Below are 12363 nucleotides of genomic sequence, written 5' to 3'. Positions count from 1 at the left end.
GCCGGTGCGCTGAAGGCCGCTCAGGCGGCGCGGATGGCGCGGGGGAGCGACGCGGCGGTCTGGGTGCGGATCGACCCGCCCGACATCGGGTGAGGGCGAGCGCGGAGGCGTACACACCGGAGCCCGCCGTCCTCCCGCGTGAACCGGGCGGACAGCGGGCCGGTGGGCCGTCGGGGCTCAGCCGTTGCGCGGGCCGGGGAAGGCCGTCGGCCGGACGTCGTCGCGCAGGGCCGGGCTGCCCGCCGTCGGCTGGGTCGGCATGGACCGGGCGGCCGGGACCGTGGGCACGGTGGGGAGGCCGGGGCCCACGTTGACCGGGTGGGCACTCGTCGGTTCCGGTGCGTGCTCGGGGGTCTCGGCGGGAGCCGTCTGGGCCGCGGCGCGGCGGGAGCCGTAGCGGCGGTGCACCGCCTGCTTGGTGACGCCGAGTGCGGAGCCCACCGCGTCCCACGAGAAGCCGAGCGAACGGTCGAAGTCCACGGCGGCCGTGACCAGGGTCTCGACGCTGTCCCGCAGTTCCTGGGCGAGACGGACCGTCGGGGCGGGGGCCCGCCCGTAGACGACGAAGCCCGTGGAGGGGCCGGAGCGGCGCGGGCGGTAGACGTTGCCCAACTGGGCGGTGAGGGTGCGCAGTGCGTCCACCTGCCGGCGGACCCGCTCGATGTCCCGCACCAGCAAGTGCAGGCTGGCCCGAGCCTGGGCGTCGTGGGTTGCGTGGTCGGCCATGAACAAGCCTCTCGAACCGGCGTTGAAAGGAATCGGGCCGCGCGGGCGGTCCGGTGGTCAACTCTTCCTTGACCAACGCGTGGGCGCTCCGGTGGTCACGGGGTGGGGGCGTGGCGGCATATGCGTGCGCCTGGTTTCGCGGGGTTTGCGCCTCGGCCTTCGGCATGCTTCCCTCCCACGCGCGCACCACCCGTTTTCCGTCGGTCGAGAGGCCGGCGTCTGCCGTGGGGTGCGTCGCGGGCGGCGGCTGTCCGTCCGGGGGTGGGCTCGTAGACTGGGCCGCTGCCCGACATCCGCCCCGCCCGAGAGGCCCGTCCCACCCATGAAGCTCGTCTTCGCCGGTACCCCCGAGGTCGCCGTTCCCGCCCTGGACGCCCTGATCGCCTCCGGGCGCCACGAGGTGGCCGCCGTCGTCACGCGCCCGGACGCTCCGGCCGGGCGAGGACGCCGGCTGGTCGCCTCACCCGTGGCCGAGCGTGCGGAGGAGGCCGGCATCGAGGTGCTCAAGCCCGCGAAGCCGCGCGATCCGGAGTTCCTGGAGCGGCTGCGCGAGATCGCGCCCGACTGCTGCCCCGTCGTCGCCTACGGTGCGCTGCTGCCCCGCGTGGCCCTCGACGTGCCCGCCCGCGGCTGGGTCAACCTGCACTTCTCGCTGCTGCCCGCCTGGCGCGGCGCCGCTCCCGTGCAGCACGCGCTGATGGCGGGCGACGAGATCACGGGCGCGTCCACCTTCCTGATCGAGGAGGGCCTCGACTCCGGCCCCGTCTACGGAACGGTCACCGAGACCATCCGCCCCACCGACACCAGCGGCGACCTGCTGACCCGGCTCGCCTTCGCCGGCTCCGGACTGCTCGCCGCCACCATGGACGGCATCGAGGACGGCAGCCTGAAGGCCGTACCGCAGCCGGCCGACGGCGTCACCCTCGCCCCGAAGATCACCGTCGAGGACGCCCGGGTCGACTGGACCGCCCCGGCGCTGCGCGTCGACCGCGTGGTGCGCGGCTGCACCCCGGCCCCCGGCGCCTGGACCACGTTCCGGGGCGAGCGGCTCAAGCTCGTGCAGGCCCTCCCCGCGCCCGAGCGGACGGACCTCGCTCCGGGGCAGCTCGCCGCCGGCAAGAACAACGTGCACGTCGGCACCGGCTCCCACGCCGTCGAGCTCCTGTGGGTGCAGGCCCAGGGCAAGAAGCCGATGCGGGCCGCGGACTGGGCGCGCGGCGTGCGGATCACCGACGGCGAGTCGCTCGGCGGCTGACCTGCGCCTCAGCAGCACCGCTCACCGGCCCGGCGTACGCTGGTGAGCGCACTTCATCCCACACCCGGAGCACCTTTTTCGTGAGCGAGCAGCCTCGTCGTCCCCGCAAGCCCGGCAAGCCGTACCGCAGGCCCCAGAAGGATCCCGTCCGCATCCTCGCCTTCGAGGCGCTCAGGGCCGTCGACGAGCGGGACGCGTACGCCAATCTCGTGCTTCCGCCGCTGCTGCGCAAGGCGCGGGAGCGGGAAGACTTCGACGCCCGGGACGCGGCCCTCGCCACCGAGCTGGTGTACGGGACGCTGCGCCGGCAGGGGACCTACGACGCGATCATCGCCGACTGCGTCGACCGGCCGCTGCGGGAGGTCGACCCGCCGGTGCTGGACGTGCTCGGCCTCGGTGTCCACCAGCTGCTCGGGACGCGGATCCCGAGCCACGCCGCCGTGTCCGCCACCGTGGAGCTGGCCCGGGTCGTGCTCGGCGACGGGCGGGCCAAGTTCGTCAACGCCGTGCTGCGCAAGGTCGCGCGGGACGATCTCGACGGGTGGCTGGAGCGGGTCGCCCCGCCCTACGACGAGGACCCCGAGGACCACCTCGCCGTCGTGCACTCGCATCCGCGCTGGGTCGTCTCCGCGCTGTGGGACTCGCTCGGAGGCGGCCGGTCCGGCATCGAGGAGCTGCTGGCCGCGGACAACGAGCGGCCCGAGGTCACCCTCGTCGCCCGCCCCGGACGGGCCACGGCCGACGAGCTGCTGGGCGAGGAGGCCGCCGTACCGGGGCGCTGGTCGCCGTACGCGGTGCGGCTGAGCGAGGGCGGTGAGCCCGGCGCCGTCGACGCCGTACGGGAGAACCGGGCCGGTGTGCAGGACGAGGGCAGCCAGCTCGTCGCGCTCGCGCTGGCCAACGCTCCCCTGGACGGGCCGGACCGGCGCTGGCTGGACGGGTGCGCCGGGCCGGGCGGCAAGGCCGCGCTGCTCGGGGCCCTGGCCGCCGAGCGCGGTGCCTTCCTGCTCGCCTCCGAGAAGCAGCCGCACCGGGCCGGTCTCGTGGCCAAGGCACTGGACGGGAGCCCGGGACCGTACCAGGTGATCGCGGCCGACGGGACCCGCCCGGCGTGGCGGCCCGGCAGCTTCGACCGCGTCCTGGTCGACGTGCCGTGCACCGGGCTCGGTGCCCTGCGCCGCCGCCCCGAGGCGCGCTGGCGGCGCCGTCCCGAGGACCTGGACGGGTTCGCCCCGCTCCAGCGCGGGCTGCTGCGCAGCGCCCTGGAAGCGGTGCGGGTCGGCGGGGTCGTCGGCTACGCGACGTGCTCGCCCCACCTCGCCGAGACCCGGGCCGTCGTCGCGGACGTCCTCAAGCAGTTCCCCGACGCGGAACCCTTCGACGCCCGCCCCCTTCTTCCGGACGTCCCCGACCTCGGCGAGGGCCCCGACGTACAGCTGTGGCCCCACCTCCACGGCACGGACGCCATGTACCTCGCTCTGATCCGCCGCACCGCGTAACAGGCCCCCGAAGGGGGCACCGCCCTCAACGCGCCCCGAATGGGGCACGGGGCCGTGACGCGCCGCGGCTCCGCCGGGGTGGCGCGGCCATCCCCTTCAGGCCCGCGCCCGACCAACGACCCCCGGCTGCCCGGGACCCGTCCCGCCCCGCCCCCGGAGGGCATGGCAGTCTTGGGGCATGGCCGCGCAGATCAACCCCAGCATCCTGTCCGCCGACTTCGCCCGCCTCGCGGACGAGGCCGAGGCGGTCGGGGGAGCCGACTGGCTCCACGTCGACGTCATGGACAACCATTTCGTCCCCAACCTCACGCTCGGCGTGCCGGTCGTGGAGTCCCTGGCCAGGGCGACGGACACCCCGCTGGACTGCCATCTGATGATCGAGGCCCCCGACCGCTGGGCGCCCCAGTACGTGGAGGCGGGCGCCGGTTCCGTCACCTTCCACGTCGAGGCGGCCGCCGCGCCGGTGCGCCTCGCGCGGGAGATCCGGGCCAAGGGCGCCCGCGCCTCGATGGCGCTGAAGCCCGCGACGCCGATCGAGCCGTACGAGGATCTGCTCCCGGAACTCGACATGCTGCTGATCATGACGGTTGAACCGGGCTTCGGCGGGCAGGCGTTCCTCGACATCATGCTCCCGAAGATCCGGCGCACCCGTGAGTTGATCAAGAAGCACGGTCTGGAGCTGTGGCTCCAGGTCGACGGCGGGGTGTCGGCATCGACGATCGAGCGGTGCGCCGACGCCGGCGCCGACGTCTTCGTCGCGGGTTCCGCCGTGTACGGGGCGTCCGACCCGGCCGAGGCGGTACGTGCATTGCGCACGCAGGCCGAGGCGGCGACCGCCAAGGCGTCCTGGGCGTGCGACCACTGAGGAACAGAACGTGAACGGCTCCCATCAGGGCTGATCAAGTGCGCCGAATCTGCAAGGATGAACGGCGTATCCAGAGTGTGAACAGCAGTGAGGAGATCGCCGTGTCGGGTATGTCGGCGGGCCGTTCAGCCATGCGGATGGGACCCGCTGAGCTGGTCCAGGCGGCGGCCATGGCCCGCCGCTTCTACCTTGAGGGCAAGTCCAAGATCCAGATCGCGGAGGAGTTCGGCGTCAGCCGCTTCAAGGTGGCCAGGGTCCTAGAGACCGCCCTCGAGCGGGACCTTGTACGAATCGAGATCCGGGTGCCGGCCGAGCTGGACGCGGAGCGCTCGGACGCGCTGCGGGCCCGTTACGGGCTCAGGCACGCAGTCGTGGTGGAGTCCCCGGCCGACGCCGAGGAGACGCCCGACCCGGAGAACCTGGGAGAGGTGGCCGCCGACCTGCTCGGCGAGCTGGTCAACGAGGGCGATGTGCTGGGCCTGGCCTGGGGCAGGTCCACCATCCACATGGCGGCGGCGCTCGACCGGCTGCCGCCGTGCACGGTGGTGCAGCTGACGGGCGTGTACGACGCCGGGACCGCCGAGCGCGGCTCGGTCGAGGCCGTGCGCCGCGCCGCCCAGGTGTCGGGCGGCGACGCCCACCCCATCTACGCGCCGATGCTGCTGCCGGACGCGGCGACCGCACAGGCGCTGCGGCACCAGACCGGGATCGCCCGGGCCTTCGAGTACTTCGACAAGGTCACGGTCGCCTGCGTCTCCATCGGCTCCTGGGAGCCGGGCATCTCGACGGTGCACGACATGCTCAGCGACGAGGAGCGCGCGCACTACGCCTCGCTCGGTGTCGCCGCCGAGATGTCCGCGCACCTCTTCGACGCCGAGGGGCGCCGGGTCGGCCGGGACCTGGGGGAGCGGTGCATCACGGTCAAGGCCGACCAGCTCCGCCGTATCCCCGAGGTCGTGGCGATCGCGGGCGGGCAGCGCAAGGCGGCGGCCATCGACGCGGTGCTGCGCTCCGGTCTCGTCACCAGCCTGGTGACGGACACGTCGGCCGCGGACTACCTGATGACAGTGGGCACGGCACCGAAGTCGACGCTCAACCGGACGGACCCGGACGGCATCTGACGGCGGATCGGGCGAGCAGGCGATCGGACGCCATCGGGCGATCAGACGATCGGGCGATCGGCGGAGGGAGAAGGGCGCGACATGAACGAGGACCCCGCGGGACGGCTCGTGGTCACGCTGGACCTCGACGGGGTCACGGACAAGGCGGGCCTGATGGACCGCTGCGCCCGTGACCTGGCGCTGCCCGACTGGTTCGGCCGGAACTGGGACGCGCTCGCCGACTCCCTCGCCGACCCCTCGGTCTGGCCCGGGGAGGCGGTGGAGCGGGGGCTGGTCCTCGTCGTGCGCGGCTGGCGGGAGTACGCCGAGGCGCGGCCGGACGAGTGGTCCGTCGCCGAGGAGGTCTTCGCCGAGGCGACGGACCGCGGTCCGGGGCTCTTCGTGACCCTCGGCCCTGGAGGATCCTCCAAGGGGGTCGCCGACCAGCCTGGATGATCTGCCCGGGGGTTGTCGGTCATCGGCCATGGGAGAATGAAGTACGTGCTCTTTCCCCCTGGCTGACCTGTCCGGGGGCCACCTCTGATCGACTGGGATGTGCAGCACGTGCGTTTCCTGAATGACATCCAGCCCTCGTACGACCTGACGTACGACGACGTGTTCATGGTGCCGAGCCGCTCCGCCGTGGGCTCCCGGCAGGGCGTGGACCTCGGCTCCCCGGACGGCACGGGCACCACCATCCCGCTCGTCGTCGCCAACATGACCGCCATCGCGGGGCGCCGCATGGCCGAGACGGTGGCCCGGCGCGGCGGCCTGGTGGTCATCCCGCAGGACATCCCGATCGAGGTCGTCACCGACGTCGTCTCCTGGGTGAAGAGCCGCCACCACGTCCTGGACACCCCGATCGTGCTGGCGCCGCACCAGACCGTCGCCGACGCGCTGTCCCTGCTGCCCAAGCGCGCGCACAACGCCGGTGTCGTCGTCGACGCGGACCACAAGCCGATCGGCGTGGTCACCGACACCGACCTGACCGGCGTGGACCGCTTCACCCAGCTCGAAGAGGTCATGTCCAAGGACCTGATCCTCATCGACGCGGACATGGACCCGCGTGAGGCCTTCAACACCCTCGACACCGCCAACCGCCGCTACGCACCCGCCGTCGACAAGGACGGCCGCCTCGCCGGCATCCTGACCCGCAAGGGCGCCCTGCGCGCCACGCTGTACACCCCGGCGACCGACGCGAACGGCAGGCTCCGCATCGCCGCCGCCGTCGGTATCAACGGCGACGTGGCGGGCAAGGCGAAGCAGCTCCTCGACGCGGGCGTGGACACCCTCGTCATCGACACCGCGCACGGCCACCAGGAGTCGATGATCGGCGCCGTCAAGGTGGTGCGCGATCTCGACCCGCAGGTCCCGATCGTCGCGGGCAACATCGTCTCCGCCGAGGGCGTGCGCGACCTGATCGAGGCGGGCGCCGACATCATCAAGGTCGGCGTCGGACCCGGTGCCATGTGCACCACCCGCATGATGACCGGCGTCGGCAGGCCGCAGTTCTCCGCCGTCCTGGAGTGCGCCGCCGAGGCCAAGAAGTACGGCAAGCACGTGTGGGCCGACGGCGGTATCCGGCACCCCCGCGACGTGGCGATGGCCCTCGCGGCCGGCGCGTCCAACGTCATGGTCGGCTCCTGGTTCGCGGGCACGTACGAGTCCCCGGGCGACCTCCAGCACGACGCCAACGGCCGCCCCTACAAGGAGTCGTTCGGCATGGCGTCCGCGCGCGCCGTGCGCAACCGCACCTCCGAGGAGTCGGCCTACGACCGGGCCCGCAAGGCGCTGTTCGAGGAGGGCATCTCCACCTCCCGGATGTTCCTCGACCCGACCCGCCCGGGCGTCGAGGACCTGATCGACTCGATCATCGCGGGTGTCCGCTCCTCCTGCACCTACGCCGGCGCCGCCTCCCTGGAGGAGTTCGCCGAGAAGGCCGTCGTCGGCATCCAGAGCGCCGCCGGCTACGCCGAGGGCAAGCCGCTGCACGCCAGCTGGAGCTGAGCACGCCCGAGCCCGGACAGCGTCAGGGTGGCATGACGTCAAGCCACCCTGACGCGACGCCGGGCGCATGACGACACCGCAGAGCATCGAGCCGCGGTGCGCCCTGCTGACCGCCGTGGCCCGCCTCGACGAGCCGCGCGCGTGAGTCCCTGGCCGGCGACGGCAGCGACGAAGAGGCCCGCCCTCGACCGCACCCGGCTTCCTCGAGCCGCTCGCGCTCGCTGAGCGATGTGGTGGCCCCCCAAGGCGGCCCACAGGCGCCGGCTCACCGTCCGGCCGTCCCGGGAGGCCGCGTGCGGCCGGCCCGGAGAGATCGGGTTCGACCCGGCGGACGCGGCTGAGGCACGGGTGATCGCGGGCGGTCCGGACGGCCGCTGACCAGGGCCGATCCACTGCCCGCCGGCCCCCGTACGCAACGCTGCACAGCCTCCGCGCAACGCTGCACAGCCTCCGCGCAACGAACACGCGCCCCGCCCCGGTGAACGCAACGATCGTGCGGAGATGCGCAAGGTTGCTGCATTACCGAGGGCCCGCACCCCTCGTAGTGTTCTGCGCTGTACGTGGCGTGGCGGGGACTCCGCTCGGTGGGTTCCCGCTCTTCACGAGCGTGCCCGCCGGTCCCCGCCGCTCCAGAGCCCGCCGCGAGCCCGTCCGTTCACACCGACGGGCGCGACCGGCAGCGACAAAGGAGTCAACGCGTGCTCGACCAAGGCGCACCCCCGCACCACGACGGACCGGCCACCCCCTCGTCCCCGGGCCTGGCCGCGCGCCTCATGCGCCGCAAGCCCGTGGAACGGCTGGTCGCCGAGGGCGGCCAGGGCGAGGGCGGCACCCTCCGCCGCTCCCTCGGCCTGTGGCAGCTCACGATGATCAGCATCGGCGCCACCCTCGGCACCGGCATCTTCGTCGTCCTCGGCGAAGCCGTACCGAAGGCCGGGCCGGCCGTCACCCTCTCCTTCGTCATCGCCGGTCTCACGGCACTCTTCTCGGCGCTGTCCTACGCCGAGCTGGCCGGCACCATCCCGGTCGCCGGCTCCTCGTACTCGTACGCCTACGCCACCATGGGTGAGCTGGTCGCCTGGATCTGCGGCTGGTGCCTGGTCCTGGAGTACGGCGTGTCGGTCGCCGCCGTCGCCGTCGGCTGGGGCGAGTACCTCAACGAACTCCTCGACGGCACCATCGGCGTCACCATCCCGGCCGCGCTGTCGGCCCCGCCCGGCGACGGCGGCATCTTCAACCTGCCCGCGCTGATCGTGGTGCTTCTCGCCATGACCTTCCTGCTGGGCGGTGCCCGCGAGTCCGCCCGCGCCAACACGATCATGGTCGTCGTCAAGATCGCCGCGCTGGTGCTGTTCTGCGCGATCGGCGTGCAGGGCTTCCGTTCCGGCAACTACGAGAACTTCATGCCGCTCGGCATGGCCGGCGTCAGCGCGGCCGGCGCGACGCTCTTCTTCTCGTACATCGGCTTCGACGCCGCCTCCACCGCCGGTGAGGAGGCCAAGAACGCCCAGCGCGACCTGCCCCGGGCGATCATGCTGTCGCTGATCATCGTCACGGTGCTGTACGTCCTCGTCGCGGCCGTCGCCATCGGCGCCAGGCCCTGGCGGACCTTCACCGACTCCGAGGCCTCCCTCGCCCAGATCATGACCGACGTCACCGGGCAGGAGTTCTGGGGCACCCTGCTGGCGTTCTGCGCGGTCGTCGCCATCGCCAGCGTCGTCCTGACCGTGCTCTACGGCCAGACCCGCGTCCTGTTCGCCATGTCCCGCGACGGGCTCGTGCCCAAGGTGTTCTCCCGCGTCCACCCCAAGAGCGGCGCCCCCCGGGCCAACACGCTGATCGTCTCCCTGTTCTGCGGCGTCCTGGCCGCCGCGATCCCGCTCGGGCAGCTCGCCGACGCCACCAGCATCGGCACCCTCTTCGCCTTCGCCCTGGTCAACGTGGCCGTCGTGGTGCTGCGCCGGACCCGTCCGGACATGCACCGCACCTTCCGGGTGCCGCTGGCACCGGTCCTGCCGGCGCTGGGCTTCGCCTTCTGCGTCTGGATGATGGGCAGCCTGTCCACCGTCACCTGGGTGGTCTTCGGTGTCTGGATGGCCGTCGGGCTCGTGTTCTACTTCGTGTACGGCCATCGTCGTTCCCGGCTCGCCACGCCGGACACCTCGGCAGCCCAGAAGCAGCAGTAGCTCCAGCAGCTCCAGAAACGAAGTGAACCACCCGCAGTGCTGAACGATCTCGACGAACGCATCGTGCACGCCCTCGCCGAGGACGCCCGCCGCTCCTACGCGGACATCGGGCAGTCGGTCGGCCTGTCCGCGCCCGCCGTGAAACGGCGCGTGGACCGGCTGCGCGCCACCGGAGCCATCACCGGATTCACCGTACGGGTCGACCCCGCCGCGCTCGGCTGGGAGACCGAGGGGTTCGTCGAGATCTTCTGCCGCCGCAACACCTCGCCGGAGACCATCCAGCGGGGCCTGGAGCGCTACCAGGAGGTCGTGGCCGCGTCCACCGTCACCGGGGACGCGGACGCGGTCGCCCAGGTCTTCGCCTCCGACATGCGGCACTTCGAACGGGTCCTGGAGCGGATCGCCGGGGAGCCGTTCGTGGAGCGGACCCGGTCCGTGCTGGTGCTGTCGCCCCTGCTGCGGCGCTTCTCGTCGGGGTCACCCACGTAATCGGTGGGAACAGGCAGTCGGTGGGCACGGGCGGTCGGTGGGCACGGGTAATCGGTGGGCAGCGGGCCGTGTGCCGTCTAGCATCGGTGTCATGACCTGGCGACATTGATCCACCAGCAGCGCCTCCTCCCGAGGGCCGCCTCGGACGCCGTACCTCCGGTGTCCGATCCGCCCCCTCGGGAAGGCCTCATGACTCTCTCACCCGAGCGTGCCCCCGCCACCGCCGGTACCCGGCGGCTGACGCGCACGCTGTACGGCTCCGCGTTCTGCGACGAGTTCGTCCTGCTGTACCCGGTGTACGCGCTGCTGTTCAGCGACACCGGTCTGTCCGTCTGGCAGATGTCCTCCCTGTTCGCCGTGTGGTCGCTGACCAGCGTGGTTCTGGAGGTGCCCTCCGGCGCCTGGGCCGACGCCGTCTCCCGGCGGCTGCTACTGGTGCTGGGCCCGCTGCTCACCGCCGCCGGGTTCGCCCTGTGGGTGCTCGTGCCCTCCTACGGCACCTTCGCGCTCGGCTTCGTGCTGTGGGGCGCCGGGGGAGCGCTCGGCTCGGGAGCCCTGGAGGCGCTGGTCTACGACGAACTGGACCGGGCCGGCGCCGCCGACCGGTACGCCCGCGTCATGGGCCGGGCGCGGGCGGTCGGCATCACCGCGACGATGACCGCGATGGGCCTGGCCGGACCGGTCTTCGCCTGGGGCGGCTACGAGGCGGTGGGCGCCGCGAGCGTACTGGTCTGCCTGGCCGGGGCGATCGTGGCGACACGCTTCCCCGAGCACCGCAAGCCCTCCGCCGACGGCGACCGATGGTCCGCGACCCTGCGCGCCGGACTCGCGGAGGCCCGCACCGACCGATCCGTGCGCGGCGCGCTGCTCCTCGTCCCGGCCGTGACCGCGGTGTGGGGCGCGCTCGACGAGTACACGCCGCTGCTGGCGCGCGACACCGGCGTGGCGCAGGAGACCGTCCCCTGGCTGCTGCTGGTGATCTGGGCCGGTGCCACGGCCGGCAGCCTGCTGGCCGGTGCCGCCGCACGCCTGACCACGACCGGGTTCGCCGCCCTGCTCGCCGGCTCGGCGCTGGCCCTGGCCGTGGGCGCCGCGGCGGGCACCCCGGTGGCCCTGGTCCTGGTCGCACTGGCCTTCGGCGGCTTCCAGCTGGCGACCGTGCTGGCCGACGCCCGCCTTCAGGAGCGCATCGAGGACACCGGCCGGGCCACGCTGACCTCGGTCGCCGGCCTGGGCACCGAGCTGGGCACCCTCGCGACCTACGGGGCGTACGCGGTGGCCGCCACGGTGACGGGGCACGGCACCGCGTTCGCCCTGTCCGCGGTGCCGTATCTGCTGACGGCGCTGCTGCTGGCCACCGCCGCCCGCACTACAGCCGCGGCCGCCAGGGCACGACCTCGAAGTCGCCGGTCCCCTTCCTGACCTTCTCGTAGGGCGCCGAGGACACGCACCGGGGCAGCTCCGCGCCCTCCGCGGGGCTGCCCGTGGCGGCCCAGCTGTAGCCGAGGCGGTCGTGACGGCCGAGGTCGTGGACCGTGACGCCGACCCGCCTGCCCTCGGCGCCGGGCAGGTCGGAGTCGGTGACGACACCGGAGACGACGGCCACGTCGCCTCCGGTGACCAGGCAGTCGACGGAGACCTCGGCCCGGGCGCCCGCGCCGTTCACGTAGTGGCTGAACTCGAACGTCCCGGTGGCCTTGAGCGGGTCGTCGTTGTCCTCGGCCGCCAGATGCGCGTCGAAGCTGAAGGTGATGTCGTCCCCGGCCGACCGGTACAGCTTGGCGGTGCCGGTGAGCGCGGCGGCCTCCCTCGAAGGCCGTTCCTCGTGGGGGCCGGAGGCGACCGCGGCGCCCGTCGTGACGGCGGTGAGGAGCAGTGCGGCACAGAGTGCGGCGGTCATCGTACGGCGTTTCATGGCGGTCCCTCCGCAGGTGGAACATGGCGAGCTGGATGCCCACCACTGTTCCGGCGCCGTGCCACCGCCACATCGCGCTCAGGGCGGGAACGCCCTCCGCCGCGCGGCGGGGAAGGAGGGGCACGAACTGCCTCTCAGGAAGGAGCCGCGGGTACGGCGGCCGGCGGGCGTGAGCGCGCGGCGGTGGTCCGGGGCCGGCCGGCCGTGCGGGGCGCACAACGAATCGCCGTGGGGTGCCCCGCGAACGCAACGAACCGCTCACCGGCGCGCAACAGGTCCTTCTTGTCCGGCCGGGCCCGCCGACCGTACCGTCTATCTGGC

11 protein-coding genes are annotated in these 12363 nt (G+C 73.1%); 9 read left to right on the top strand and 2 right to left on the bottom strand.

What is annotated here, in order from left to right:
* Nucleotides 1-177: 177 nt before the first annotated feature.
* On the bottom strand, nt 178-726 hold the full coding sequence (locus EBH09_RS05855) for a hypothetical protein (protein ID WP_121745890.1): 549 nt from the start codon (nt 724-726) through the stop codon (nt 178-180).
* Between the two features lie 322 nt (nt 727-1048).
* Here EBH09_RS05855 and fmt point away from each other — a divergent pair, with 322 nt between their 5' ends.
* From fmt to EBH09_RS05805, 9 genes are all read left to right on the top strand, one after another.
* The gene (fmt, locus tag EBH09_RS05850) at nt 1049-1981 is read left to right on the top strand and encodes a methionyl-tRNA formyltransferase (RefSeq protein WP_121745889.1); all 933 of its coding nucleotides are present in this window, start codon (nt 1049-1051) and stop codon (nt 1979-1981) included.
* Between the two features lie 80 nt (nt 1982-2061).
* On the top strand, nt 2062-3480 hold the full coding sequence (locus tag EBH09_RS05845) for a transcription antitermination factor NusB (protein WP_121745888.1): 1419 nt from the start codon (nt 2062-2064) through the stop codon (nt 3478-3480).
* A 178-nt stretch (nt 3481-3658) separates the two neighbouring features.
* Complete coding sequence (rpe, locus tag EBH09_RS05840) at nt 3659-4345, top strand: ribulose-phosphate 3-epimerase (RefSeq protein ID WP_121745887.1); 687 nt, start codon at nt 3659-3661, stop codon at nt 4343-4345.
* Between the two features lie 77 nt (nt 4346-4422).
* Nucleotides 4423-5466, top strand: coding sequence for a sugar-binding domain-containing protein (locus EBH09_RS05835; RefSeq protein ID WP_193776124.1), 1044 nt, complete (start codon nt 4423-4425; stop codon nt 5464-5466).
* 81 nt (nt 5467-5547) lie between these two features.
* Entirely contained in the window at nt 5548-5901 is a 354-nt protein-coding gene (locus EBH09_RS05830; protein WP_121745885.1) for a barstar family protein, read from the top strand.
* A 108-nt stretch (nt 5902-6009) separates the two neighbouring features.
* The gene (locus EBH09_RS05825; RefSeq protein ID WP_193776123.1) at nt 6010-7452 is read left to right on the top strand and encodes a GuaB1 family IMP dehydrogenase-related protein; all 1443 of its coding nucleotides are present in this window, start codon (nt 6010-6012) and stop codon (nt 7450-7452) included.
* Between the two features lie 698 nt (nt 7453-8150).
* Nucleotides 8151-9638 carry an amino acid permease gene (locus tag EBH09_RS05815; RefSeq protein ID WP_121745883.1) on the top strand — a complete coding sequence of 496 codons (1488 nt, stop codon included), beginning with the start codon at nt 8151-8153 and terminating at the stop codon, nt 9636-9638.
* A gap of 36 nt (nt 9639-9674) precedes the next feature.
* Nucleotides 9675-10127 carry an Lrp/AsnC family transcriptional regulator gene (locus EBH09_RS05810; RefSeq protein ID WP_055415902.1) on the top strand — a complete coding sequence of 151 codons (453 nt, stop codon included), beginning with the start codon at nt 9675-9677 and terminating at the stop codon, nt 10125-10127.
* 189 nt (nt 10128-10316) lie between these two features.
* Nucleotides 10317-11549 carry an MFS transporter gene (locus tag EBH09_RS05805; protein ID WP_121745882.1) on the top strand — a complete coding sequence of 411 codons (1233 nt, stop codon included), beginning with the start codon at nt 10317-10319 and terminating at the stop codon, nt 11547-11549.
* Here EBH09_RS05805 and EBH09_RS05800 read toward each other — a convergent pair.
* Nucleotides 11497-12042, bottom strand: a complete 546-nt coding sequence (locus tag EBH09_RS05800) for a Repetin (RefSeq protein ID WP_121745881.1) — start codon at nt 12040-12042, stop codon at nt 11497-11499. The two genes, EBH09_RS05805 and EBH09_RS05800, sit on opposite strands and share 53 nt — an antisense overlap.
* Nucleotides 12043-12363: the final 321 nt, after the last annotated feature.

The sequence above is a fragment of the Streptomyces sp. E2N166 genome, from assembly GCF_003671715.1.
GTDB classification, from domain to species: domain Bacteria; phylum Actinomycetota; class Actinomycetes; order Streptomycetales; family Streptomycetaceae; genus Streptomyces; species Streptomyces thinghirensis.
Note: the sequence above shows the minus strand (reverse complement) of the source record. Positions and strands in the feature narration are given on the sequence as shown.

Coding starts and splice junctions, on each gene's coding strand:
- EBH09_RS05855 (WP_121745890.1), bottom strand. CDS start 726: ATGGCCGACCACGCAACCCACGACGCCCAGGCTCGGGCCAGCCTGCAC.
- fmt (WP_121745889.1), top strand. CDS start 1,049: ATGAAGCTCGTCTTCGCCGGTACCCCCGAGGTCGCCGTTCCCGCCCTG.
- rpe (WP_121745887.1), top strand. CDS start 3,659: ATGGCCGCGCAGATCAACCCCAGCATCCTGTCCGCCGACTTCGCCCGC.
- EBH09_RS05830 (WP_121745885.1), top strand. CDS start 5,548: ATGAACGAGGACCCCGCGGGACGGCTCGTGGTCACGCTGGACCTCGAC.
- EBH09_RS05805 (WP_121745882.1), top strand. CDS start 10,317: ATGACTCTCTCACCCGAGCGTGCCCCCGCCACCGCCGGTACCCGGCGG.
- EBH09_RS05800 (WP_121745881.1), bottom strand. CDS start 12,042: ATGAAACGCCGTACGATGACCGCCGCACTCTGTGCCGCACTGCTCCTC.